Raw genomic sequence first — 26,383 nt, 5'->3', positions numbered from 1 at the left:
AATGTTTTTGGAATTTTATGGTTGCAAATTTGTAACATAGAAAATGCCTTTTATACTGTAAATTTTCCGCTACGAATTCACGAATTAATCTAAATCATTTCGAATAAATTAGAGTGATTCATTACTCTAATTTATTCAAAATTATGTTCAAAGATTATAAAAAATAAATTCGTGAATTCGTGGCGAAAAAAACTATACCCTCATAAAACAAATCAATTACGATAATCAATTTTTAAAATTGCAATTTGTATTTTTGAATCATAGAAAAAAGCTCACATGAAAATTGTTATATCTCCGGCGAAATCACTGAATTTCGAAAAAGAATTACCAACATCTCAATATACTGAACCTTCATTTTTAAAAGAAGCCAGAGTGGTTCATAAAGTAGTAAAAACAAAAAAGCCAGCTGAATTATCAGAGCTGATGTCGATTTCAGATAAACTAGCCGACTTAAACTGGAAAAGAAATCAGGAATGGAAAACGCCTTTTACCGCAGAAAATGCGCGTCCGGCTGTTTATACTTTTGACGGGGATGTTTATACTGGTTTGGATGCTTATACCATTCCGTTAGAGAAACTGGATGTTTTACAAGATAAATTGAGAATCCTATCAGGTCTTTACGGACTTTTAAAACCGCTTGATTTAATGCAGGCCTATCGTTTAGAAATGGGAACTAAAATGCCAGTCGGCGAATATAAAAACCTTCATGAATTCTGGAAACCTGTTGTAACTAAAGCTTTGAACAAAGAATTTAAAAAAGACGAATTATTTGTGAATTTAGCGAGTAATGAATATTTTTCTGCGGTAGATGTAAAAGCTTTAAAAGTTCCGGTTATTACTCCGGATTTCAAAGATTATAAAGACGGAAAGTTAAAAATGATCAGTTTCTTTGCTAAAAAGGCGAGAGGGATGATGGTTCGTTATATCATCGATACTAATGCTGAAACTATTGATGATTTAAAAGGCTTTAATTACGAAGGATATCAGTTTGATGCCAATCTTTCAAAAGGAGATCACCTGGTTTTTACAAGATAGTTTTTTTAAGGTGCTGAGGTTCTAAGTTTTTTTAACCGCAAAGACGCAAAGGTTTACGCAAAGTTCGCAAAGGTTTTATCACAAAGCTTTGCGAACTTTGCGTTTTTTAGGATTCTAAGAAATAAAATTCTTTGCGCCCTTTGCGGTTAAAAAATACTTCAAAAAAATAAACGCCGAATTCTAAAGGATGAATTCGGCGTTTCTGCGTATTATAAACTTATTATTATTAATGCATTGCGTCGGCTGCACTAATTTTGTTCTTCCCTTTTTTAATAAAGAGAATAATCGGTATGCAACATAAAAACATGATTCCTAAATAAAGGAAAATATCCATATAAGCCATTACAGTACTCTGTTTCATTACTGACATTTCTATGGCCTGATACGCTTTTTTCAGAGCAACATCAGCGCTGTATCCTTTTGCCATAAACGCGTGCTGCATTCCTGCAATTCGCTGTTGTACTTCAAATTTGGCCGGATCAAGATTATTAATCAAATCTACTCGGTGCGACTGGCTGAAACGGGTAATGAAAGTGGTAATGATCGCAATACCAAAAGATCCGCCCAATTGACGCATCATTCCGGTAAATGCTGCTCCTTCTCCAATTTGTTTTCCTTTTAAAGTTGAAAGAGAAAGTGTTGTAATTGGAACGAAAAGTAATCCTAATCCAACTCCTCTTAAAATTAAAGGCCAGTACATATGTTCAACTCCAGTATCTGGTGTCATACGGCTGTACATCATAAAAGTAAAGAAGAAGAAAATTAAAAATCCAACTCCAACCATATAACCCTGCGGAACTCCTTTCTGAATCATATTCCCTACAAACGGCATCATAATGGCTGTTGTAATAGATCCCGGAATCAATAATAATCCGGCATCAGTTGCGGTCCATCCTAAAATCGACTGCGTATAAATTGGAATAATTAAAGTGGAACCGTATAATCCGAAACCAAGGATAAAACACATTATGGTTCCAATTCTTAAGTTTCCATCTTTCAAAACACTTAAGTTTACAATTGGATGTTTGTATGTGAGTTCTCTCCATATAAAAAGAACCAGTCCTAAAACCGTAACAACACTCAAGGTTACAATTAATGAATCATTAAACCAGTCATCCTGCTGCCCGTGTTCCAGTACGAATTGTAAAGAACCAATAAAAGTACTCAACAAAATAATTCCCCACCAGTCAACCTGATTGGCTTTTAATTTCTCTCCATATTTAGGACTTCTAACAAAAGTTAGAGCCAAAATGGTTGCAATAATCCCTAATGGAATATTGATATAGAAAATATACGGCCAGGAATAATTATCTACTAAATATCCTCCTAAAGGTGGACCAAGAGTTGGACCAACAATTACACCCATTCCGTAAATAGCCTGCGCCATTCCACGTTTGGCTACCGGGTAACTTTCTGTAATAATCGTTTGGGCTGTTACCAGTAACGCTCCACCACCCATACCCTGTACGAATCGGAAGGCTACAAGTTCCCAAATATTGGTGGCGTTACCACACAAAAATGAACAGACTGTAAATATTATAATGGAAGCCACAAAATAGTTACGTCTTCCAAATTGCTGTGATAACCAGCTCGTCATCGGAATTACAATAACATTCGCAATTGCGTATGCTGTAATTACCCATGCCACATCGGTCAAGGTAGCACCAAGACTTCCGCGCATGTCTGTCAGCGCTACGTTTACAATCGTAGTATCTACGATTTCCAGCAGTGCACAAAGTACTGCTGTAATCGTAATGATAACTCGTCTGAAACCGTATTCTACTAAATCGTCGTCTGCTTGTACTGCTCCTGCCATGTTTTATTTTAAATGTACATCAACGTCAACGTTCATTCCTGGTCTTAAAAGTTTTACTTTTTCAGGATCGTTAGATTCGTCGATCGTGATTTTTACCGGTAATCTCTGAATTGTTTTTACGAAGTTTCCTGTTGCGTTATCAGGAGGAAGTAATGAAAAACGAGATCCTGTTGCCGGAGAGAATGATGATACAGTTCCTTTAAACTCATAGTTTGGATAAGCGTCTACTTTTAAACCTACTTTTTGTCCCACAACCATTTTATTTAATTGTGTTTCTTTAAAGTTGGCCACAACCCAGGCTTCGTTATTATTGATGATGTAGAATAAAGATTGTCCCGGCTGCACCAATTGTCCCGGCTGGATATCTACTTTAGAAACCTGACCGTCAATGGCAGCAGTAACTACAGTATATGAAAGGTTTAAGTGTGCAACATCTAACATTGTTCTGGCTTTTTTGATGTTGGCTGCAGCAACTTCTGTTTGTTTGTCAGAAACTTTAGATTTTGACTGGATAACCGATTTTTGATAAGAAGTGGCTTTTTGCTGCTGTTCTAAAACACGTACCTGGTTTTCAGCTTCTTCTTTTGCAGTTAAAGCCTGCTCATATTGCTGTTTGGTAATTGTATGTGTTTTGTACAAGTTGTTGTAACGGTTATAATCGTTGGTAAGCTGTCTCAATCTGATTCTTGCGCTTTCGATAGAACCACTTGCCGATCTCATTTGTGCATCAGATACAGAAATACTGGCATAAGCACTTCCGATATCTGCTTTTGCAGCTTCGTATTGTCCTTCAGCTCCCAGTAATGCAGCGTTAGCTTCGTCAATCTTTAACTGATAATCTCTCTTGTCGATTGTAAATAAAGTATCTCCTTTTTTTACATAATCATTATCTTTCACATAAACTTTACTGATATATCCGGAAACTCTCGGGATAATCGGATTCATTCTCTTTTCAATCTGAGCATCATCTGTTTCTTCGTGGGCTTGTGAATGTAAATATTTAGAGATTCCATAAGTTCCGCCTCCTAAAATCAGAACTGCAAGTATGATGATGAATTTTTTATTTGTTTTTTTCTTTTCCATGAGAGCTGTCGATTATATTTTTGAAAGATTGAATGATTGTGATAATTGTCCTGATACTGAAAGTAGTTCGTAATATTTTTGAATGATGGCTGCTTTAGATAAAGCGGTATTGATTTTGGCATTCAGATGCTCAACATCGGCTTCCACCAGATCATTAGTATCTGCTAAGCCATTGTCAAATTTATCTTTTACCAGTCTGTAGTTTTCAGCGGCCTGTTGAAGGGCTTCGTCATAAACTACGCTCTGGTTAATTGCTAAATCGTAATCTTCAATAGATTTTTGAACTTCAACTTTAATACGGTCTGTTAAGATTGCTTCAGAATTTTTTACTTCAAGAGCTTTGCTTTCAGCTTCTCTAACATGTGCATTGTTTTTCAGAATCCCTGATAAATCATATGTTAAGCCAAGTCCGAAATTCATAGCATATTTTACTGTAATGAAATCTTTAAGATCAAATGCCGTATAACCTCCTAGTAAAGCAAGTGAAGGATAATATCCTGCTTTTGCAATTTTAATGTTGGCTTCACTGGCTTTTGACTGAAAACGAAGTGCTTCTAAATCCTTTCGGCTTTCCAATGCCAAAGCATCAGATGTTGGTGCATTGCTGGTTTTTAAATTAAAAAAATCATCTTCGTTCACCTGTATCTTTACAGATGGCTCTAATTTAAGCAATGTTGTCAGATAATAATTGATATTATTGATATTATTGTTAGCTTCATCGATAGATAATTGTGTTTTTGAAACTAATAACTGGGCTTTCAATAAATCATTTCTCGGAATAATTCCGTTTTTTTCCAGTTCAGTAAAATCAGTGACACGCTGTTTGGCCTGTTTTTGATTTTCGTTTAATAAATCCAGTGTTTTTTGTGCTTTGTACAATGCCGTATAATACGTTATGGTACGCAATGCAATATCTTCTTTCGTTTTAGCCGCATTAGCTGTTTCAGCTTCATACAAATTATCGTAAGCATTGATGCTGCTTTGGATTTTAAATCCGGAGAAGATTGGCAGACTAAGATTTGCCATTCCCAGCATAGCTTGATTTGGAGAAGGCATTGGATCAGAACTGGCTTCATCTCCGCTGTTGTGCATGTCGATAGAAGCTTTTGTCAGACGCTGGTATTGACCGGAAATTTTTAATTCCGGGTATTGGTTGTTTTTAACCGTTTGAAGTTCATACTTTTTTGTGTTTACCTTAGTGTTGGCAAGCGTAACCTCGTTACTCTTTTCCCAGGCCATTTTTACGGCTTCGTCTAAAGTTAAACTTGTTTTTTCTTGTGCTTCTGCTGAAGTTATTCCGATAAAGAAAACTCCAAAGAGCATTAATTGACTAATTTTCATAAACAAGTAGCGCTTTTATAGTTTGTTGAATGTGCTTTTTTAGATCGTTGTTGATGTAATTATTAAACATTTCTTCTGTTTTTAAATCCAGTAATTCTTCGAAGAATGAGCGGTTCATGTGAAAGTGAAAAAAGGTTCCGATAATGGTTGGCGTAATGAGCTGGATATTAACATCTTTTCTGAAAACTCCCTGAGACTGGCCCTGTTTGATAATACTTTCAACTGATTTTAAATTTCCTTTTTTAAGTTCAGTAAAAGCCTGAAGGCTCTTTTCTCTTTTTTTGTTGTAAAGTTCAAAATGTAAAACCCTGTAAATCCCTTTGTTAAGACAGATTCGGTTAACGTAAATTTCGATTAATTTATTGACTTTTTCAAGAGGTTCGAGATTTTCCTGCAGTAAATTTTCGAGTTGTAGTTTTAAATCAACCGTTTTGTGAAGAATTAAGGCTTCCAGAAGTCTTTCTTTTGAACCAAAATAGTACGAAACCATGGCAATGTTGATTTTTGCCTCTTTAGAGATGTCCCGTATCGATGTACCTTCAAATCCTTTCTCAGAAAACAGCTTTTCAGCTACATTAAGAATCTGAATCTTTTTATCGTTTAATTCGATGTTTGACATGGTATTGTTTCTAATCGGATGCAAAATTAAACAGTTGTTTAATTTAAACGCTTGTTTAATTTTGTTTTAACATAATATTAACATAAAACGGTGTAGTTGTTTTTAGTTCTTAATATCCATAATTTATACGGAATTAGTAAGTTTTTTGGACAGTTAGGTAAAAATTAATATCAACTTTTAGGTCTGTTTCCAAAGCATCATCTGCAATTTTTAATGTCTGCCATGAAGTCGTAGGATAGATTTGGATATCTTTTGTCCAGTTTGTTTTTATGGGCATAACAAAGTCTTTGCTGCAATTTGAATAACGGTAATGGAGTAATCCATTTTTAAATTGATATTCTAAAACAGGAACCATATTTGTTCTCAGATATTGATCAAACAGATACTGAAAATTAATCCCGGATTTGCTATTTATATAAGTTTCGATCTCCTTTGTTGTGACAACTTTATTATGATAATCGCGATTTAGACCACGCAGTAGTTCTCGAAATTTTTGATCATCATTCATAACAGCTCCTATCATATGTATAACAGCCCAGCCTTTTACGTAATTGTCGTTGCTTCCATCTTCGTTTATTCCATAGCGTCCTATAACAGGTTTGTCATTTTCGATCGTTCTGAATCGGCCATTCATAAATTCATTTCCAGCCTGCCTGCCACATAAATCTGCTATGACCAGTTCTTCGCCTAGACCGGCAAACCCTTCCTGAATCCATCTGTCAGCAATATCGCTTGCTGTGATATTATTGCCAAACCATTCATGAGCTATTTCATGAACAATAATTTTATCTGTTTTTTTTCCCCAGCCTGTATTCGAAATATCACCTCCTTTTTTGTTTGTTCCCTTTTTATAAGAACTGCCGTAAGCAACTGCACTTTGATGCTCCATTCCAATGTAAGGAGCATCAGCCATCTTAAATCCGTCTTCATAGAAAGGGTAGGGGCCGTACCAATGTTCCAGGGATTTCATGGTAATTTTAACTTCTGGAATCATGTGGGTTACAGCTTTTTCTTTATTATAATCCAGAATCCAGAAGTCCATGCTTAAAAGGCCTTTTTCGCCATTAAAAGTTTCATTGATATTTATATAATGCCCAATATAAAAAGTAATGCCGTAATGATTAATTGGGTTTTTTACTTCCCATTTATATGTTGAAGTGTGGTCGGTATTTTTAATTTTACTTTTTAAACGTCCATTTCCAATCGCTGTTAAACTGTCTGGGACAGAAATACTGATACTTGCTCCTTTGTCGGGTTCATCATATAAGGCATTTTTGCAGGGATACCATAAGCTAGCTCCTTTGTATTGACAGGCGACTGAAATCCATGGGCGGTTTAATGAATCTTTTGCCCAGACTAAACCTCCATCCCAAGGCGGTTTTATTGATTCTGTAGGTTTTCCGGAATAATAAATCGTGATTTTGTTTTTTCTGGAAAGGAGCTTTTTAGGAAGTTTTACATACCAGATATTTTCGTTCTGAGTATAATTTATTTTTTGATCTTTCTGAAAAATACTGTCAATTTTAAGAGGAGCGACAAGATCAATCTGCATTAAATCAGAATGGTTTTTGTTAACAACAATGTATTCGATTATATTTTTTCCTGATATTGTTTGGGTAATGTAATCAGGTTTTATGGTAAGATCGTAGTGCTGTATATCCCACCAAATTCTTTCCGGAGTAATCGAGCCATTTAAAGTATCTTGTTTTGATGGTATACGCAATGTAGAATTTTCCTGTGCGTATACCGTACAAAACATAAAGTTTAATAAAAAAAGAAATGTTGTTTTTATTATAGAATATTCCTGCATAACAAGGTTTCTAAAATTGAAATACCGTGTAATTTACACTTAATTATCGAATCTCTCCAACAAACTCCTCAATTTTCCTGCTGCCGCTTTCGTTTAAATGTTTGATAAAAGCACTTCCGATAATAGCGCCTTTTACATATTTAGCTGCCTGATTGAAAATTTGATTTGCTTTTAAAAATATTACCTCAATTTTTCTCAACCCACTTTTTATTTTCATAATTATAAACTCTCAATTCAGTTCCAAAACAACTAAACACACGACCATACATTAGTACTGCTGTTTTATCTTTGTTTAAAATTGGTTTAGAAAAATACAACATTCCTGTTGGACATTTTTTAATAAGTTTGGCACTTCGGTTTTTAGTTAACTCACGTATTGAATCTCTTTCAATAATAATATTATTATCTTTTTTTAAAAGAAGATTATCCAAAATAAAATTTTCGGAAACTTTTTCTAGACTATCTAATTCATGTTGATTTTTTAAATCAAGCCTTTTAATTAATTCTTCCTTAATATTAAATCTTGGATTTTCAGCAAGGCTTGTTTTAATCATAGATTCATTTGGGATTTCCAATAGACAATTACATGAATCATTTTTAAGTACTTGTTGAATTAGTCCATTTGCTTTTTGATGATAAGTTAATTGCGAATACTCTTCTTTTTTTTCACAACTTAAAATAATAAAAAGGATAACAAATACGAAATGAGATTTTTTCATGTGAAATTTTTAATTAAAAAAATTAGCTTAAATATACATTAATTATTGAGGTATAAAAAAACGACACCAAAATATGAATGTCGTTTTATAATTATATTTTTTTAGAAATTATCGAATCTCTCCAACAAACTCTTCAATTTTTTTACTTCCGTTTTCGCTTAAATGTTTGATAAAAGCACTTCCAATAATAGCGCCTTTTGCATATTTAGTTGCCTGATTGAAAGTTTCTTTATTTGAAATTCCGAAACCTACGATTTGAGGATTTTTTAAATTGAGATTTGAAATTCTTTCAAAATAAGTTTCCTGAACATCTCCAAAACCAGATTGTGAGCCAGTAACACTCGCAGAACTTACCATATAAATAAATCCGTTTGAAACGCTGTCAATAAAACGAATACGTTCGTCTGAAGTTTGAGGTGTAATAAGGAAAACATTGATTAAGCCGTATTTTTCAAAAATAGCTTTGTATTCATCTGCATAAACATCTACAGGAAGATCAGGAATAATTAAACCGTCAATTCCAATTTCGGCGCATTTTTTACAAAAAGCTTCCACGCCATATTGTAACATCGGATTAAAATATCCCATGATGATTAACGGAATTTTTACGCTTTCGCGGATGTTTTGCAGTTGGTCAAAAAGAATCTGTGTTGTCATTCCGTTATGAAGCGCCTGTGTAGAACTCGCCTGAATCGTTGGTCCATCGGCCAGAGGATCGCTAAAAGGAAGTCCGATTTCAATTAAATCAACTCCGTTTTTTTCTAAATCCTGGATAATCTGCACGGTGTCGTTTAAATTCGGATATCCGGCAGAAAAATAGATCGAAAGGATCTTTTTATCTTCTTGTAATTTTTGAGTTATTCTGTTCATTTTTAGTATATTTTTCTCCTGCAAGGTTTACAAAACCTTGTAGGTGTTTTTATGTTTTTAAGTGATTTATACCTGCAAGGTTTTGTAAACCTTGCAGGAGTTTGGACTAATTGATAATAACTTTTGTTGTCCAGGTATCATTTTGTTTTTCAGCCAATAATAATCCAGAATCAGAATCATTCATCTGTCCAACTAATTCTCCTTTGTTATTCCAGAAAGCGCTTTGTCCGGCAGACGGACTTCCCCAGGATTCTCCTGCAAAGTTTGACATCAAAACATTCATTTTATGTTTTTGGGCATAATGCTGGAGATTTCTGTAAGCATTTGGAATTCCGTTTGGCGAAAAGAAAATACTGGCGATGTAAATATCAGTTTCTTTTTTACTGGCATTTTCCGGATGCTTCGGATTATCGATATCGGCACAAATGGCAAATGAAATGCGCTGCTCTTCAATAACAATCATTGGATTATAATCAAATGCCGACTGGAAAAACTCGTCTTCACCTTCATGTAAAAACTGTTTGGTGTAAACAGAAAGAGAATGGTCAGGAGAAATAATAAATTCGCCAATAAACAATTTAGATTCCATGGCAATCGGTGCGCCGGCAATAATGACGATATTATTTTCAGCAGACAGTTTTCGTAAATGATCCAGACGAGAATCTTCTTTTTCAAAAATCAGTTGATGTGCTCTGTCTCTCTCATAACCTGTTATTGACATTTCAGGAAAAACTATTAATTGCGCTCCCTGTTGTACCGCCAGTTCAACAAGACGATAATGATCTGATAAATTGGCTTCTATATTGTCACGAATAGGTCTGGTTTGCGCTGCAGCAAGAATCATTTTTTTATTTTTATTTCTATTATTTGTTTTCCGTATATACCCATGCTGTTGTTCCCGATTTCAGTTTTACCTGAATTCTTCTGTATGAATTAGATTCAAATAAATCCACTTTTGCCAAATCGGCGGCGGAAACTTTGAAAACAACACCATGAATAGTTTCTGCAGCATTTTCACTGGCTATTGCAACCACATAATCCGCCATTCCAAACTCTTCTTCTATCTGCAGACTTTTTAGTTTGTAACCCAGCAGCTGGTCCGGCGTGCCCGCTAAAACTTTATTAAAAATCTGCATTTGAATTTGTTTTGATCGTAATGTTCCGTAGGAGAATAACTGTTCCATAATTATTATTTTTCTCGTTATTTGATTTCGTTTGGAATCGTTTTTTAGTTGTCCAAATTACGATTTTTATTACAATTTAAAATAGTCAATATAATTATCTAAATCTTTATCTCCACGACCCGAAAGGCTGATCACTACAATATCTTCCGGTTTGAATTTCTTCTGGTCTAAAACCGCAAAAGCATGGGCACTTTCGATGGCCGGAATAATGCCTTCCAGTTTGGTCAGTTGTAAGCCGGCATTCATGGCATCATCATCGGTTACAGAGAAAAATTCCCCGCGTCCGGTTTGCGCCAGATGAGCATGCAGAGGGCCAACTCCAGGATAATCCAGTCCTGCCGAAATAGAGTACGGTTCTGTAATTTGTCCGTCAGGGGTCTGCATCAAAAGGGTTTTACAGCCGTGAATAACGCCAACTTTTCCTAATTTGCTGGTTGCCGCACTATGACCGCTGTCAACTCCTTTTCCGGCTGCTTCAACGGCAATAATACCCACCTGCTGCTCGTGTAAAAAGTGGTAATAAGTTCCTGCTGCGTTACTTCCGCCGCCAATACAGGCTACTACATAATCTGGATTTTCACGGCCTTCTTTTTCTTTTAACTGCCATTTAATCTCTTCTGAAATAATACTCTGAAAACGGGTTACCATATCCGGATAAGGATGAGGACCAATAGCCGAACCAATAATATAATGGGTATCTACCGGATTGTTGATCCAGTCACGGATGGCCTCGTTTGTCGCATCTTTTAAAGTTCTGGAACCTGAAAGTGCCGGACGGACTTCTGCACCTAACATTTTCATACGGGCTACGTTTGGAGCTTGGCGTGCAATGTCAATTTCTCCCATATACACAATGCATTCAATTCCCATAAGGGCACAAACTGTTGCCGTTGCAACTCCGTGCTGACCCGCTCCGGTTTCGGCAATGATTCTTTTTTTGCCTAAACGCTTTGCTAATAAAATCTGTCCAATTGTATTATTTACTTTATGTGCACCGGTATGATTTAAATCTTCTCTTTTCAGGTACACTTTAGTATTGTATTTTTCAGATAAACGCTTGGCAAAATACAACGGACTAGGACGTCCCACATAGTCTTTCAGCAGTTGGTTAAACTCCGCTTTAAAATCCGGTTCATCCATTATACTGAGGTATTTCTGGCGTAGTTCTTCTACATTTGGATATAACATTTCAGGAATATAAGCTCCGCCAAATTCTCCGTAATATCCTTTTTCATTAACGTTAAAACTCATTTTTTTAAATTTTAAAAGTTGGCAACATCAAATTTGCGTTTGAAATTGCTAAATAAATTTCTGTTTTTAAGTCCTGGTTCGATTTCAAATTTACTATTTACATCGACAGCGTAAATAGGTAAATTGGTTTTTGAAATTTCTTCAATGGCTTTTAATTCCTTCATTCCGATGCCGCCGCTCAAAAAGAAAGGTTTTTTGGAATTGTATTTTTTTAATATCGTCCAGTCAAATGTTGTTCCGTTGCCGCCGGGTAATTTTCCTTTGGTATCAAACAGAAAATAATCGCAGACCGGCTCAAACGGCTTTATAATTTCAAAATCGAAGTTTTCATCGGCCGAAAATACTTTTATGATTTCGATTTTTTTAGGTAATTTTTCTTTTAATTCTGATAAAAACGCAACGGATTCATGACCGTGTAACTGAACAGCCTGTAAATTGTATTTTATGACTTTTTCCAGAATTTCGTCCTGACTCTGATCGACAAAAACACCCGTTTTTTTGATCGTTTTGATAAGTTCAGGAATCGCTCCGTCAAAATATCGCGCGGATTTGTCCCAGAAAATAAATCCCATATAGTCAGGCAGAAGTGCGCCTACTTCGAGCATATTTTCAGGATATTTCATACCGCATATTTTAAGTTTCATTTTTTTATTTGTTTTTTGCCGCGAAGGCGCTAAGACACTAAGTTTTTTTTATTTTTTTGCCACTAATTTCACGAATTTCCACTAATTAAATTCGTGTTAATTGGTGTAATTCGCGGCAAACCAAAATTATATTTTGCTGATGAATTCTGTTGCTGCTTGACCAGCGTTGTCGGTTTTCATGAAGTTTTCTCCAATTAAGAAACCTTTGTAGCCGTAAGGCTTTAATTCCTGAATGGCTTCGATTGATGAAATACCGCTTTCGGAAACTTTCACAAAATCATTTGGGATCTGTGAGGCTAATTCTTTACTGAAATCCAGACTCACTTCGAATGTTTTTAAATTTCGGTTGTTTACACCAATCATGTCTAAACTTGGCATAATTGATTTTTCCAGTTCTTCAAGATTGTGAACTTCCAGTAGAACTTCTAAACCTAATTTCTTTGCAAATTCAGACAAAGATTTGATTTCGTCACGTGTTAAGACTGCGGCGATTAACAAAATTAAATCCGCACCATGTGCCTTGGCTTCTAAAATCTGGTATTCGTCTACAATAAATTCTTTTCGCAAAAGTGGAATATTGACTGAAGCTCTCGCCAAAAGTAAATCATCTAAAGAGCCTCCAAAATATTTCCCGTCTGTTAACACCGAAATACCACAGGCTCCGGCATCTTCATAACCTTTTACCACTTCTTCAACAGTAAAACTATGGTTGATAATGGATTTAGAAGGGGAGCGGCGTTTGTGTTCCGCAATAATTCCCGAATTGCTTTCTTTTAATTTTTGACTTAAAGAAATAGTCTGTTTTCCAAAAAACACGGAAGCTTCTAACTGAGAAACCGGAATAATCGATTTTTTAAGAACTACTTCTCGTTTTTTATCTAGTATTATTTTATCTAGGATATTCATTGCTTATTATAATTTAAAGATTGAAAAATTTAAAGATTTAAGAAAGAGTAATCTGTAAATTATGCATCCGTTTTGGTGTTTAGATATTTTATAAAGTTTGATAAGTTTTGAGATATTTCTATACTTAAATCATAACTTTTCTGGATTTCCAATTGATTGCAAAAGTTAAGTTCTTTTGATAATATCAGCATACTTCTAACTTCTGCACAGCTTCCTTTTGAAATTTTGAGATAGCGTATTAGTTGTTTGTTATTATTGTATTCTGATCCTTCTGCAATATTATTTGTAATTGAAACCACCGCTCGTTTTATCTGATCTTTAAAACTAAATTCTCTTTCAAACGGTTTGGTGTTTACTAATTCGAAAATTAGTTTAGCTAATAGAATGCCTTTTTTATATACTTCAAATTCTTCAAAAGATTTTGTCATAATTTTTCAATTTTTAAATCATTAAATCTTTCAATTTGTTTAAAGACTGAAGTGCTTTTCCTGATAATAAGCTTTCTTTAGCTTTTTCAAATCCTTCAAGCGGAGAGCATTTTGTAACTGTTGCAATTGCCATGGCAGCATTGGCGCAGACCACATTGTTTTGCGCTTCGTTTCCTTTTCCTGAAATAATGTTTGTGAAAATTTCAGCCGATTCTTCGATGGTTTTTCCACCTTCAATTTCGGTTTGGGACAGAAGACGAACACCAAAATCTTCCGGTTTCAGCATTCCTTCCATATGATTGGAAATGGTTTTGGTTGGCCCGGTTAGTGAAATTTCATCATAACCGTCAAGCGAATGCAGGATCGTAAAGTTTACATTGGTATTTTGATACAGATAAGCATAAATTCTGGCGAGTTCTAAATTAAAAACTCCTACAAGCTGATTTTGTGGAAATGCAGGATTTACCATTGGACCTAACATATTAAAGAAGGTTTTTACGGCCAGTTCTTTTCTTATTGGACCTACATTTTTCATCGCCGGGTGAAACAGGGGAGCGTGCAAAACACAAATTCCGGCTTTATCAATACATTTTTCTAAAAATTCCGGATCATTACTGAATTTAATGCCCATTTTTTCCATCACGTTGCTGGATCCCGAAATAGAAGAAACGCCATAGTTACCGTGTTTGGCCACTTTAATTCCGGCTCCGGCTGATACAAAGGAGGCTAAAGTCGAAATATTGAAAGTATCTTTTCCGTCACCACCCGTTCCGCACAAATCGATGGTGTTGTAATCGGATAAATCAATACGGATACATAATTCTAATAAGGCTTCACGAAATCCCGAAAGTTCATCAATGGTAATGCTTCGCATCATGAATACGGTCAAAAAAGCCGAAATCTGGCTTGGATTATATTGACCTGTTGAGATATTAATCAATACTTGTTTCGCTTCCTCTTTAGAAAGTACTTCGTGATTGATTAATTTGTTTAATATAGTTTTCATTTTTTTTTTTACTGCTAAGGTTCTGAGATACTGAGATACTCTTTTTTACTGCGACTGATTACCGAGACTGTAAACTAGCTTTTAATCCAGTTTTCTAAAATCCTTTTTCCTTTTGGGGTTAAAACACTTTCAGGATGAAACTGAACGCCTCTTACATCATAATTTTTGTGGCGTAAAGACATAATCTGGCCGTTTTCATCAACAGAAGTGGCTTCCAGATCTTCTGGCAAATTACTGTCTACTACCCATGAATGGTATCTTCCTACTTCGAATTCATTTCCTAAGCCTTCAAAAAGAATTTCGTCTGAAACCACTGTTTTTACATTTGTGGCAACGCCGTGATATACTTTATCCAGGTTTGAAAGCGTTCCGCCAAAAACTTCTCCGATAGCTTGTTGTCCCAGGCATACACCAAGAATACTTTTTGTTGGGCTGTATTTTTCGATTACGGCTTTTAATAAACCCGCTTCGTCCGGAATTCCAGGGCCTGGAGAAAGTAGTATTTTATCAAATGATGCAATTTCATCGATTTCAAATTCGTCGTTTCTGTAAACCGTTACTTCACAGTTTAAATCTTCCAGATAGTGCACTAAGTTGTAAGTGAAACTATCGTAATTGTCTATAACTAATATTTTTTTCATTTTTTTTTAAGTTTCTAAGCTGCTATCCCGATAACTTCGGGAATGGACACTAAGTTTTTTACTGAAAACTGAGACTGAGACTGGCAGCCAAAGTTTATTTTTCCCGAACGTATTTCTCAATAATAACACGATCTACTCCTAATTTTTCTACTTTTTCAACTCCTTTTTGAACTAAGGTGTCGTTTTGAACTTTAACTACAAATTCGAATTTATTATTTTCCCAGTCGCGGTTATTGAAAAACTCCAGATTCTCTGTATAAATACTGTCTTTTAGAGTATATTTTCCACCTCCTGCAAAATATAATGCTGTTGTGGAATCTTTTCCGTTTTTCAAATCATGATTTAAAAAAGCAAAATGAGTTTCGTTTATAATTTTGATCATTTTTGTGTTTTTATTGAAAGTAGAGAAAGTCGAATCTTTCTCAGTAGTTTCAGCTGATATAAGACGCCAGGTTCCTTCAATTGGATTTTTCTTTTCAGAATTGCAAGACGTCAGAGTAATAATTAAAATTAAAATCGAAATTGCTTTTTTCATGGTTTTTGTGGTTTGTTAATTGTTTCAAGTTTCAAGTTTCAAGTTTCAGGTTTCAGGTTCTATTACTGAACACTAAAAACGGAACACTGATTACTAAATTTTCTCTGCCATTTCCAGGGCTGTATTTAAAGCTCTTAATTTATTATAGACTTCCTGCATTTCACTTTCTTCGTCTGAGCTGGCAACTATTCCTGCGCCGGCCTGGCAATGTAACTGATGGTTTTTAGAAAGAAAAGTTCGAATCATAATGGCATGGTTGAAGTTCCCGTCAAAATCCATAAAACCAATTGCTCCTCCGTAAAAATTACGATTTGTTTTTTCGTAATCTTCGATTAACTGCATGGCTCTGTGTTTTGGGGCACCGCTTAAAGTTCCGGCCGGAAAAGTATCGGCAACTACCTGCATGGTTGTTGCTTTATCGTGTAAATGTCCGGTTACTTTTGAAACCAGGTGAATTACGTGAGAGAAAAACTGAACTTCTCTGTATTTTTCTACATTTACATCATGACCGTTTCGGCTTAAATCGTTTCTGGCAAGATCAACCAGCATAACGTGTTCACTGTTCTCTTTTTTGTCTTCCGAAAGTTCTTTGGCTAAAAGGGCATCACGTTCGTCATTCCCAGTTCTTTTAAATGTTCCGGCAATTGGGTGAATTTCCGCTTTTCTGTTTTTTACAATAATCTGAGCCTCCGGTGAAGAACCGAATATTTTAAAATCACCATAATCGAAAAAGAACAGATACGGAGATGGATTGATGCTTCTTAAGGCTCGGTAAACATTAAATTCGTCACCTTTAAAACCTTGTGTAAAACGACGTGATAAAACGAGCTGGAATACATCGCCTCTAAAACAGTGTTTTTTGGCTAAAGCAACATTGTGTTTGAATTCTTCGTCGGTTAGATTGGAGAAACCTTCGCCTTCTTTTGTAAATTTGTAGGAAGCTATATTTCTGGACTGCAGCAATTGTTCGATTTCAGAAATATTGTTTTTTCCATCCACACTATGACAGAAAATATACGCTTCATTTTTAAAATGGTTAATAGCAATAATGTTTTGGTAAACGGCATAAAAAACATCCGGAATTGAAGTGGCATTGTCTTTTTTGGCAATAGAAACTTTTTCAAAATAACGTACGGCATCATAAGAAATGTAACCAAACAGACCGTTGTTTATAAATTTGAAATCGTTTTTCTCTGATTGAAACTTTCCTGAAAATTCCTGAATTACTTCGGGGATATTGGTTGAACTGTCAATTTTATTTTGCTCTGATGTTCCGTCAGGAAAAGTTTTGGTGATGACCTCATTTTCGATTTTGATAGTGGCAATCGGATTGCAGCAGATATACGAAAAACTGTTGTCATTTCCGTGATAGTCACTACTTTCAAGCAATAAACTGTTTGGGAATTTATCTCTTATTTTGAAATAAATGCTAACCGGCGTAACGGTGTCTGCCAGTATTTGTTTGTAATGTGTGTTGAGTATAAAAGATTTCAAAGTATGTTGTTTTTTAATTTTTACTATATTTTTTATAAAAGTTTCGGTCAAAAAAAAAGGCTTGTCGTGATGACAAGCCTTTTATATTTATAGTTTTGAAAATACCATAGGAAGCTTCGTTCACGACGTCTGACGTAAATTGTTCCACCACCAAGTATTGTTCATTATTGTTCTCATATCTTATTTTGTTGTGACAAAGATATAAATGTAATTTGAATTAGAATACATAAAACTGGAAAAAAAACTTTTCTAAATTCTGAAATTTGTTAAATTTTAAAACCTAGAAATACTTTAAGTCCTTAATTTCCAATGGCAAGCGTATTGTTCACGTTTGCTCTGAAATCCGGGCTTATTTTTATGTTAGGAGTTGTAAACAAGTCTGTATTTTTCATTTTGGTATATTCTAAACCGGAATTTGGATTGTAATAATTCTGAATGGCATCATTAGAACTCGAAGATTCACTTGTAATTCCGCCCGCACAATTATTCACGATGGTGTTTTTAAAGCTCATTTTTGACAGGTTGTCGTTTCCGTTTCCGATGTTTCCTTCTAATAAAACAAAAGGGGAAAAGCCTGAAACAATACTGTTATTTAAACTGAAAAATGTATTTTCTCTGACGTAAACAGATTCTCTGACCAATCCCTGATTGTTTTCTTCCAGGTTTACCAGCGTAATATTGCTGGCCGTAATTTTGGTCATTTTTTTGCTCATATCTGTATTTTGTACTTTATCATAAGAGTCTACTTCAAAACATCTTGATCCTGAAATATCAGACGAGAACGGATGACGAACCGCAATACTGTTAGTAATGTTGATTTGTGCACCTTGTGTAAAATCAAAATCATCATCGGTAGTTCTATAGGAAATTAAATTGTTCATGTTTAAATCTCCGCCATAACATTCGAAAGAATCATCATTTGAAAAACTGATCTGGATACTGCTTAATACTGTTTTTCTTCCAACTCCGGCTAAAGAAAGCCCGTTTAATTCCTTAGAAGCACTTAATTTTCGCCCGGCATATTCAATTCTGACATATTTCAAAATTCCGGAATTATCTTCAGGGTCCTGACCTCCATAATGATTTAAATTTGGATCTAAATCAAATGGTAAAGTGTGAATACCTCCCAGAGTATTTATAGGCGCTTTTCCTAAAATAATAATCCCGCCCCAGTCTCCTGGTTTTCTATTGTTTTTTTCATTTTCTGATGTAAATACAATGGGGTCGGTTTCAAGGCCTTCGGCCATAATTTTTGCTCCGTTTGTAATTACGAGAGTTCCGCAGGTTTTGTCATCCCCGCGAATTACTGTTCCTGGTTCTATGGTTAAAGTGGCATTGTTTGTAACATACACTACACCAACTAAATGATAAGTATTGCGTTTTACTAATCGGGTATCTTTATCAATTGTTCCGGCAATTATGTTAGTTGCTTCGCTGTACTCTTGTTTGGCAGGATTAAAATTGGTCCAGTTGTTCATCCAGTTATTGGTGCCAATTATTCCTTTTGCCTGCTGCTGGGCTTGTATAAATAATGTACTTAATAATAGGGCAGCAGCAATGCGTAATTTTGTTTTCATAACTATAATTTTGAGTTTCTAGTTGTTGAGTTTTTATTTTCCTCAAAATTACAGGCCCTATGTTAATCAAAACGGGGATGGTTGTTACGAAAGTGTTATTACAATATTAAGAACGTTATGTTTTTGAAAAGAGGTAAAAAAGAAACCCCAACAGCATCAAACTGTTGGGGTTTTTCTTATATAGGAATTAGTAAGCCTGAAATTAGAATTTTAAAGCTACAGTTAATTCGAAATCATCATTGATAGTTTTGTCTCCTAAGTTTTGGAAGAAGTTACCAGAGTTGTATTTGATGTCGTATTTAGTTCTGTCAACTTTGAAAGCAGCTGTAGCAGTATCTCCGTTTACAGTGATATCGAAAGTTACTGGTTTAGTGATTCCTTTAATTGTTAAATCAGCAGTTACTGTGTAAACGTCAGCAGATTTAGAACCAATTTTTTTGAAAACTAATTTTGAAGTTGGGTATTTATCCGTTCCGAAGAAATCGTCAGCTTTTAAGTGACCGTTTAATTTTCCCTGGTATTCTCCTGTTAAATCAGTAGCAGTTAATGAAGTCATATCAACTGTGAAGCTTCCTCCTGTTAATTTTTTTCCTTTGAAAACAACAGCACCTTCTTTGAAGTTAACTGTTCCTGAGTGCTCTCCGGTTACTTTTTTACCTACCCATTTAATAGTAGATGCTTTTACGTCGATTTTTTTAGTTTGTGCGTTTACTGAGATACCAGCTGCTGCTACGAATAATGCTATTGCAATTGTTTTTAAATTTTTCATGTTGTTAAAATTGAATTTAGATTAATAAATAATTATATAGTGATAAATAATTCCTCTTGTGATTTTCTAACTTTTTTGTAATGCTGTGTGTCGTCTTCTTCATGTCTGTAACCTACCGTTGCAATAACTGAAGCATTTAAACCTAATTTATCGAAACCTAAGATTTCATTAAAACTGGCCGCATTGAAACCTTCCATTGGCGTTGCATCAATTTTTAACTCAGCCGCCGCTCCTAATAAGTTTCCTAAGGCAATATAAGTTTGTTTTGCAGTCCAGGTATTTTTTGCATCGGCAGCAAGACCTGCAATTTGTCCTTTCATCATATCGCTGAAACCAGCTAATGCATCTGCAGGAACTCCTCTGGTTTCACTTATATTCTGAATGTATTTGTCAACAGAACCGGCATCAAGGTTTAAGTCGTTTGCAAAAATGAAAAGGTGAGAAGCATCAGTAATTTGAGTTTGTCCCCAGGCTACTGCTTTTAACTGCTCTCTAATTTCCGGGTTCTTTACGATCACTACTTTGTATGGCTGTAATCCGTAGGAAGAAGCACTTAGTCTTACCGCTTCTTTTAAAGTATTTAAATCGGTATCAGAGATTTTTTTGGCTGCATCAAATTTTTTAGTTGCGTATCTCCAATTTTGATTTTCTAAAAATGTGCTCATAATATTAATTTTGTTGGGTTCGGTATTTTTCTAATAAATTGTTTAATAATTCTAATTCTTCCGGACTTATATTCCGGGCAAATGCACGCTCATGCGCATCTACTTTCGGGTCTAACTCTTTTAATACGTCCAGTCCTTTCTGCGTAATTAAAACCTCAATTTTGCGTCGGTTGTCCGGACAAACGTTTCTCGTTACCAGTTCTTTCAGTAATAATTTGTCAACTAATCGTGTCGTGTTGCTTGTTTTGGCTAACATACGTTCCTGTATGACACACATATTAGCAGGATTTCCTTTTTGTCCTCTTAATATACGCAGCACATTATACTGTTCTCCGGACAAATCAAACGGTTTCATTATCTCGTTGAAATGATCCTGAATCACATTTTGTGTGTACATAATGTTCAGAATAACTTTTTTCGCATTATCCATCTTAACTGTACTCTTAATAACCTCTTCAATTGTCATAGTCGTAAGTGTATAATTTGTATATACAAATGTATAGCTTTTAATAGTTGTATATACAAGTGTCATGTTAATTTTTTGTTAATTTAAAAAGATGCTGTAGGAAAGAAGAGAACAGATCTTTTTTTAATCAAATAAATGTAGTGTATTTTATGTGTTTAAATATCTGATATTTTGTTGTTTAACTAAAATTTAATCCTGAAGAAAAACTGAGATAATGTAATTTTTAAAAAGTTTTTCAAAGAGAATTTTTAGTGTCCAAAAAGAACAGCTAGGTATAATTTGCGTAGTTTTTAAATTCTCTCTGACTTAAAAAATCTTTTGAAAAAGAATTTTCATGACTGATTTCTAAATTCTTCTAAAAGAAAACCATTAGAAATCTCTCTGAAATTTGAAATTTCTTTCCTGATCCAGTTTTCATCATGCCCTAATTCTTTTGCCATTAACAGTGCCGTTTTTTCAGCCGACTCGATGGCGGCCCTGGCATCCAGGAATAGTAAACGAACACGCCTTGCCAGTACATCATCTACAGTTCTGGCCATTTCATAACGTACAGCCCAGACTACTTCTGCCAGAGTAAATTCATGATCAGGGTGCAGTTTTTCTTTTAAGTCAGGTTCGTTCTGTTGTAATTCCAGTATTTCAGGAATATCTGAACCATAAATATAAAGGTGATTTTCACGGTCTGAAGCAGTGGTAGCTTTATTTCCATGAATGGCTAAATGCATGGTTGTACACGGCTTTTTAGGAAGCTTGCCTTTTAGTATGGCTTTGTCGATTATTTCTTCTGCCATTTTTCGGTATGTTGTCCATTTCCCTCCGGTAATGGTAATTAATCCGGTTTCAGAAACAATAATTTTATGGCTTCTGGAAACTTCTTTGGTGTTTTTGCCTTCTTCTTTTGGAGCAGCCAGCGGACGTAAGCCTGCAAATACTGATAGTACATCGGCTCTGGTTGGTGTCTTAGCTAAAAAGCGCTGTGCGGTTTCGAGGACAAACTGAATTTCACTTTCTAAAGCGATCGGTTCCAGACTTTGTTTTTTTATTAATGTGTCAGTCGTGCCCACAACGACACGATTATGCCAGGGAACAGCAAACAAAACCCTTCCGTCTTTTGTTTTTGGAATCATCAGGGCGTGTTCGCCGGGCAGAAAAGATTTGTCAAACACCAAATGAATTCCCTGGCTGGGAACGATATATTTTTTATAAACCGTATCGTTTAGCTTCATTATGGCATTAGTAAAAACGCCTGTAGCATTTATTACAACAGCGCCTTTTAAATCATAGGTAATTTTAGTTTCCTGATCGGTTACCTGAACTCCGGTGATTTGATTATTGCTGTCTTTTACTAAATTGACAACTTTTATATAATTTAAAACACAGGCTCCATTTTCTACAGCAGTCTGGGCAAGATTAATGGCGAGCCGGGAATCATCAAATCGTCCGTCGTGGTAAATAACACCATTAACTAATCCGCTTTCCTGTATGTTGGGAAGCATTTCGATTGTTTTTTTCTTCGAAATATATTCAGAACGCCCGAGACTTAAACAGCCTGACAGTAAATCATAAATTTTTAATCCAATTGTATAAATAAAACTGCTCCACCAGTTGTAATTGGGAATTACAAAAGACTGGTTTTTGACTAAATGACCCGCATTTTGTGCCATTAATCCACGCTCTTTTAAAGCTTCTCTTACCAAATGTACATTTCCCTGTTCGAGATAACGTACACCACCATGAACGAGTTTGGTGCTTCGGCTCGAAGTACCTTTTGCAAAATCTACGGCTTCAAGTAAAATGGTTTTATACCCTCTGCTGGCTGCATCTATAGCGGTTCCTAGTCCGCTGGCTCCGCCGCCTATTATAATAACGTCCCAATTTTCGGTATTTTGTAATCTGGATAGCTGCTCTGAACGGTTCATATGGTAAACTTTGTTTGGGACTTATTGTTTAAAAGCAAACTTAGCAAAACGAAATTAAAAACTCATGAAGAAGTACACTTTGTCAGCAATTAATACTTTGCAAATGTTTGTTCAGGACTGTTTATGTTTAAACTGTCAATGTCCTTACGGGAAATTTTAGATTTTTGATTAAAAAACAAAACCCGATAAATTTTACAACTTATCGGGGATTAAACTATAAATAGTAAAGTAAAAAAAATTAGTGAGGAAGTTTGTCTTTTATCAAACCATAAACCCAGGTTCCGGCTATGGCACTTATTAAGGTAACTACAATAACCGTTGCTCCTGTACCGATTTGAGCGAAAAGAGGTCCCGGGCAGGCTCCTGTAATGGCCCAGCCAAAACCAAACATTAATCCGCCGTAGATTTGTCCTTTGCTGAAAGTTTTTGGCTGAATTTCGATTTTTTCACCCTGCAGGGTTTTGATATTGAATTTTTTAATCAGGAAAACTGAAATTACTCCAACTGCAACGGCGCTTCCTATTACGCCATACATATGAAATGACTGCAGGTGAAACATCTCCTGGATACGAAACCAGCTGATAATTTCGGCCTTGACAAATACAATTCCGAAAAAGATACCAACAATTAAATATTTTAGGTTTGCGAACACTGTTTCTTTTTTATGGCTGGCGTTGATTCCTTCGCTGTCGGTGTTTTTATTTTCTAAAGTACTCATTTTTGAAAATTTTTAAAGTGAAAGAATATAAGGCAGGATCAAAAGTGACATTATAAAACCACCAATCATAAAACAAATTGTAGCGACTAATGAAGGCCACTGCAGGTTTGAAATTCCCATAATGGCATGACCGCTGGTACAGCCTCCGGCATAACGTGTTCCAAAACCTACTAAAAACCCGCCTACAATCATCATAATAAATCCGCGCAGGGTAAATAAACTTTCCCACGAGAATAACTGTGCCGGAACTAAACCAGTATGATCTGTGATTCCGTACCCTGCTAACTGTTCCGCAAGCTCCGGAGTAATTACGACAGAATCCGGATTTGACAGCAGAAAGGCCGCGATAGCTCCTCCAAAGAAAATTCCCAGTACAAAAAATAAGTTCCAGCTTTCTTTTTTCCAGTCATACTTAAAGAATGAAATATTCGAGGGAATACAAGCCGCACAAATATGACGAAGTGAAGAACTAATCCCAAACGATTTATTTCCGATAATTAATAAAATTGGAACTGTTAATCCAATTAAAGGGCCGGCAACATACCAAGGCCAAGGTTCTTTTATAATTTCCAGCATATTTTTTAGGTTGTAAGATGCATAGGTTCAAAGGTTCAAAGGCTGAAAACTTTGTGCCTTTGTAACTCTGAACCTTTGAGCCTTTTTAAATTATTTTAATACTTTGCTTTGACAGACAAAATCTGATTTTGGAACATTTGTTTTTGAAATCGCTCCAAAACCGCCTTCAATTTCACTGAAATTTCTAAAACCTCTTGCCTGAAGAATAGAAGCGGCAATCATGCTTCTGTATCCTCCCGCGCAATGCAGATAAAAATGTTCATTAGGGTTAATATCTTTTACCCAGTCATTAATATAAGCCAAAGGTTTGCTGTAAGCGTCGTCAATATGTTCTGCTTCGTATTCTGTTTCTTTACGAATGTCTACCACTTTAACTTCGCCCAGTTTAAATTCATCTGCAAATTGTCCGGCTGTGATTCTGTTTACAGTATCAATTTCAAAACCTGCATTCTGCCAGGCTTCAAATCCGCCTTCCAGATGTCCAATGATCGTATCGAAACCAACACGGCTTAAACGGGTTACGGTTTCTTCTTCCATTCCGGCCGCAGTAACCAAAATTATGGGTTGTTTTACATCAGCAATTAAAGTTCCAACCCATGGTGCAAAATCACCATTGATTCCGATATTAATGGATTGTGGAATAAATCCTTTACTGAAATCGGCTGCACCTCTTGTATCCAGAATTAAAGCTCCGGTTTCTTCTGCTACTGCTTCAAATTCTTTTACATTTACAGCTTGCATTCCGTTGTGTAAAACTGTTTCAAAGCTTTCATAACCTTGTTTGTTCATAGCCACGTTCATACTGAAATAAGCGGGAGGAGGCAGTAATCCGTCAGTTACTTCTTTAATGAATTCTGCTTCGGTCATATCGGCACGCAAAGCATAATTAGTTGCTTTTTGGTTCCCGATAGTCGAAACGGTTTCTTTGCTCATGTTCTTTCCGCAGGCGCTTCCGGCACCATGAGCAGGATAAACAATTACATCATCAGCCAGAATCATAATTTTATCCCGTAACGAATGGTATAGAATTCCGGCTAACTGATCCTGAGTCATTCCTGAGGCTTTTTGTGCCAGATCCGGACGCCCAACATCACCGATAAATAAAGTATCACCAGAGAAAATCGCATGATCTTTTCCGTTTTCGTCGATAAGTAAAAATGTGGTGCTCTCCATAGTATGACCCGGAGTATGCAATACTTTAATCGTTACTTTTCCGATTTTAAATTCTTGTCCGTCTTTTGCAGAAATACAGTCAAACTCACAGGCAGCATTAGGTCCGTACACGATTGGTGCTCCGGTTTCTTTACTTAAATCTACGTGCCCTGAAACAAAATCGGCATGAAAGTGCGTTTCAAAAATGTATTTCAGTGTAACCTGATCGCGTTCCAGACGATTTAAATAAGGCTGGATTTCCCTTAAAGGATCAATAATCGCAGCTTCTCCGTCTGAAGTTATATAATAAGCACCCTGTGCAAGGCAGCCGGTATATATTTGTTCTATTTTCATAATAGGTATTGTAAAATGATGGGGTACAAAGATAACTTTGTTTTCGGTTAAAATAGGTGACTAATGTTACAGAAATTAGGTTTTTGTGTAAAAAAATGCGGATTTTCTCCTATCAGTTATATAAATGAAATTAAACTTGAGCAATTACGCTTTTACTTCTAATTTTGCATATGACGAATGTCATTTTTTAATAAAAAAGTAAAAAATACAGAGATGGATACAGCAGATTTAGGGAATCAGATTGCTTTTATAAAAGAAATTGATAAGGTAAAATACATTCAGCGAAAAACGAAACTGTTTAACAGCGACAGGTGTGAAAATGATGCCGAACACAGCTGGCATCTGGCCTTAATGGCAATTGTTTTAGCAGAACATTCCAATGAACCCATTGATGTTTTGAAAGTCGTAAAAATGGTTTTGATTCATGATATTGTAGAAATAGATGCCGGAGATGTTTTTATTTATGATACAGTAAAAAGCCATCATAATACCGATGAAGAACGATTGGCGGCGAATCGTATTTTTGGACTGCTTCCCAAAAATCAGGCAGAAGAACTCATTGCCATCTGGGAAGAGTTTGAAGCCGGAGAAACCAGTGAGGCTAAATTTGCCAGATCGATGGATCGATTAGAACCGTTGCTGCAAAACACCTCTAATAACGGCGGAACCTGGAAAGAGTTTGATGTAACCTATGATAAGGTTTACGAGAAAAAGAGTGTTATTAAAAAAGGTTCGGAAACACTCTGGAACTATGCCGAAGGTTTGATTAACGAAAGCGTTGAAAAAGGCATTTTGAAGAAATAAT

The 26,383-nt window shown here is 35.6% G+C and carries 27 protein-coding genes and 1 pseudogene; 2 read left to right on the top strand and 26 right to left on the bottom strand.

The window, feature by feature from the left end; translation table 11 throughout:
- Positions 1-276: 276 nt before the first annotated feature.
- Positions 277-1,035: a peroxide stress protein YaaA gene (gene yaaA, locus ACODST_RS26630; RefSeq protein WP_488935130.1), complete on the top strand. Its 759-nt coding sequence runs from the start codon at positions 277-279 to the stop codon at positions 1,033-1,035.
- 226 nt (positions 1,036-1,261) lie between these two features.
- Here yaaA and ACODST_RS26625 read toward each other — a convergent pair whose 3' ends face one another.
- From ACODST_RS26625 to ACODST_RS26500, 26 genes and pseudogenes are all read right to left on the bottom strand, one after another.
- Entirely contained in the window at positions 1,262-2,851 is a 1,590-nt protein-coding gene (locus ACODST_RS26625; protein WP_488935129.1) for an MDR family MFS transporter, read from the bottom strand.
- A gap of 3 nt (positions 2,852-2,854) precedes the next feature.
- Positions 2,855-3,934, bottom strand: coding sequence for an HlyD family secretion protein (locus ACODST_RS26620; protein WP_488935128.1), 1,080 nt, complete (start codon positions 3,932-3,934; stop codon positions 2,855-2,857).
- 12 nt (positions 3,935-3,946) lie between these two features.
- Positions 3,947-5,275 carry a TolC family protein gene (locus ACODST_RS26615; protein ID WP_488935127.1) on the bottom strand — a complete coding sequence of 443 codons (1,329 nt, stop codon included), beginning with the start codon at positions 5,273-5,275 and terminating at the stop codon, positions 3,947-3,949.
- On the bottom strand, positions 5,265-5,894 hold the full coding sequence (locus tag ACODST_RS26610) for a TetR/AcrR family transcriptional regulator (protein WP_488935126.1): 630 nt from the start codon (positions 5,892-5,894) through the stop codon (positions 5,265-5,267). Before ACODST_RS26610 ends, ACODST_RS26615 begins: the two co-directional genes overlap by 11 nt.
- 133 nt (positions 5,895-6,027) lie before the next feature.
- Complete coding sequence (locus ACODST_RS26605; RefSeq protein ID WP_488935125.1) at positions 6,028-7,653, bottom strand: M1 family metallopeptidase; 1,626 nt, start codon at positions 7,651-7,653, stop codon at positions 6,028-6,030.
- A 94-nt stretch (positions 7,654-7,747) separates the two neighbouring features.
- Positions 7,748-7,867 (bottom strand): annotated as a pseudogene (locus ACODST_RS26600) (tryptophan synthase subunit alpha); the annotation flags it as partial.
- Between the two features lie 22 nt (positions 7,868-7,889).
- Positions 7,890-8,423, bottom strand: a complete 534-nt coding sequence (locus ACODST_RS26595; RefSeq protein WP_488935124.1) for a hypothetical protein — start codon at positions 8,421-8,423, stop codon at positions 7,890-7,892.
- A 108-nt stretch (positions 8,424-8,531) separates the two neighbouring features.
- Positions 8,532-9,293, bottom strand: a complete 762-nt coding sequence (gene trpA, locus ACODST_RS26590; protein ID WP_488935123.1) for a tryptophan synthase subunit alpha — start codon at positions 9,291-9,293, stop codon at positions 8,532-8,534.
- 106 nt (positions 9,294-9,399) lie between these two features.
- Positions 9,400-10,137 carry a carbon-nitrogen hydrolase family protein gene (locus tag ACODST_RS26585; protein WP_488935122.1) on the bottom strand — a complete coding sequence of 246 codons (738 nt, stop codon included), beginning with the start codon at positions 10,135-10,137 and terminating at the stop codon, positions 9,400-9,402.
- A 19-nt stretch (positions 10,138-10,156) separates the two neighbouring features.
- Complete coding sequence (locus ACODST_RS26580; protein WP_488935121.1) at positions 10,157-10,477, bottom strand: gamma-glutamylcyclotransferase family protein; 321 nt, start codon at positions 10,475-10,477, stop codon at positions 10,157-10,159.
- Between the two features lie 69 nt (positions 10,478-10,546).
- Complete coding sequence (trpB, locus tag ACODST_RS26575) at positions 10,547-11,728, bottom strand: tryptophan synthase subunit beta (protein WP_488935120.1); 1,182 nt, start codon at positions 11,726-11,728, stop codon at positions 10,547-10,549.
- Between the two features lie 11 nt (positions 11,729-11,739).
- A complete protein-coding gene (locus tag ACODST_RS26570; protein ID WP_488935119.1) occupies positions 11,740-12,372 on the bottom strand; it encodes a phosphoribosylanthranilate isomerase in 633 nt (210 codons plus the stop codon).
- Positions 12,373-12,498: 126 nt separating this feature from the next.
- A complete protein-coding gene (gene trpC / locus ACODST_RS26565) occupies positions 12,499-13,278 on the bottom strand; it encodes an indole-3-glycerol phosphate synthase TrpC (RefSeq protein WP_488935118.1) in 780 nt (259 codons plus the stop codon).
- A gap of 59 nt (positions 13,279-13,337) precedes the next feature.
- Positions 13,338-13,706 carry a four helix bundle protein gene (locus tag ACODST_RS26560; protein ID WP_488935117.1) on the bottom strand — a complete coding sequence of 123 codons (369 nt, stop codon included), beginning with the start codon at positions 13,704-13,706 and terminating at the stop codon, positions 13,338-13,340.
- Positions 13,707-13,719: 13 nt separating this feature from the next.
- Entirely contained in the window at positions 13,720-14,712 is a 993-nt protein-coding gene (gene trpD / locus ACODST_RS26555; RefSeq protein WP_488935116.1) for an anthranilate phosphoribosyltransferase, read from the bottom strand.
- A gap of 74 nt (positions 14,713-14,786) precedes the next feature.
- A complete protein-coding gene (locus tag ACODST_RS26550; RefSeq protein ID WP_488935115.1) occupies positions 14,787-15,353 on the bottom strand; it encodes an anthranilate synthase component II in 567 nt (188 codons plus the stop codon).
- Between the two features lie 94 nt (positions 15,354-15,447).
- Positions 15,448-15,888, bottom strand: coding sequence for a hypothetical protein (locus ACODST_RS26545; protein ID WP_488935114.1), 441 nt, complete (start codon positions 15,886-15,888; stop codon positions 15,448-15,450).
- A 93-nt stretch (positions 15,889-15,981) separates the two neighbouring features.
- On the bottom strand, positions 15,982-17,382 hold the full coding sequence (locus ACODST_RS26540) for an anthranilate synthase component I family protein (RefSeq protein ID WP_488935113.1): 1,401 nt from the start codon (positions 17,380-17,382) through the stop codon (positions 15,982-15,984).
- 299 nt (positions 17,383-17,681) lie between these two features.
- Positions 17,682-18,959 (bottom strand): hypothetical protein, encoded by a 1,278-nt coding sequence (locus ACODST_RS26535; RefSeq protein WP_488935112.1) that lies wholly within the window; start codon positions 18,957-18,959, stop codon positions 17,682-17,684.
- 202 nt (positions 18,960-19,161) lie between these two features.
- On the bottom strand, positions 19,162-19,728 hold the full coding sequence (locus ACODST_RS26530; RefSeq protein ID WP_488935111.1) for a YceI family protein: 567 nt from the start codon (positions 19,726-19,728) through the stop codon (positions 19,162-19,164).
- Positions 19,729-19,760: 32 nt separating this feature from the next.
- Positions 19,761-20,393, bottom strand: coding sequence for an NAD(P)H-dependent oxidoreductase (locus ACODST_RS26525; RefSeq protein WP_488935110.1), 633 nt, complete (start codon positions 20,391-20,393; stop codon positions 19,761-19,763).
- 4 nt (positions 20,394-20,397) lie between these two features.
- Positions 20,398-20,859, bottom strand: coding sequence for a MarR family winged helix-turn-helix transcriptional regulator (locus ACODST_RS26520; protein WP_488935131.1), 462 nt, complete (start codon positions 20,857-20,859; stop codon positions 20,398-20,400).
- A 332-nt stretch (positions 20,860-21,191) separates the two neighbouring features.
- A complete protein-coding gene (locus ACODST_RS26515; RefSeq protein ID WP_488935109.1) occupies positions 21,192-22,778 on the bottom strand; it encodes a glycerol-3-phosphate dehydrogenase/oxidase in 1,587 nt (528 codons plus the stop codon).
- A gap of 238 nt (positions 22,779-23,016) precedes the next feature.
- On the bottom strand, positions 23,017-23,496 hold the full coding sequence (locus ACODST_RS26510) for a DUF6691 family protein (protein WP_488935108.1): 480 nt from the start codon (positions 23,494-23,496) through the stop codon (positions 23,017-23,019).
- A 12-nt stretch (positions 23,497-23,508) separates the two neighbouring features.
- The gene (locus ACODST_RS26505) at positions 23,509-24,072 is read right to left on the bottom strand and encodes a YeeE/YedE family protein (RefSeq protein WP_488935107.1); all 564 of its coding nucleotides are present in this window, start codon (positions 24,070-24,072) and stop codon (positions 23,509-23,511) included.
- A 90-nt stretch (positions 24,073-24,162) separates the two neighbouring features.
- Positions 24,163-25,578: an MBL fold metallo-hydrolase gene (locus ACODST_RS26500; protein ID WP_488935106.1), complete on the bottom strand. Its 1,416-nt coding sequence runs from the start codon at positions 25,576-25,578 to the stop codon at positions 24,163-24,165.
- A gap of 213 nt (positions 25,579-25,791) precedes the next feature.
- On the opposite strand from ACODST_RS26500, the gene ACODST_RS26495 reads away from it, so the two are divergent.
- On the top strand, positions 25,792-26,382 hold the full coding sequence (locus ACODST_RS26495) for an HD domain-containing protein (RefSeq protein ID WP_488935105.1): 591 nt from the start codon (positions 25,792-25,794) through the stop codon (positions 26,380-26,382).
- The last annotated feature ends 1 nt before the right edge of the window (position 26,383 follow it).

The organism is Flavobacterium sp. FG19 (genome assembly GCF_057809475.1).
The sequence above is the reverse complement of the archived record's forward strand: the minus strand, read 5'-3'. Positions and strand labels throughout refer to the sequence as shown.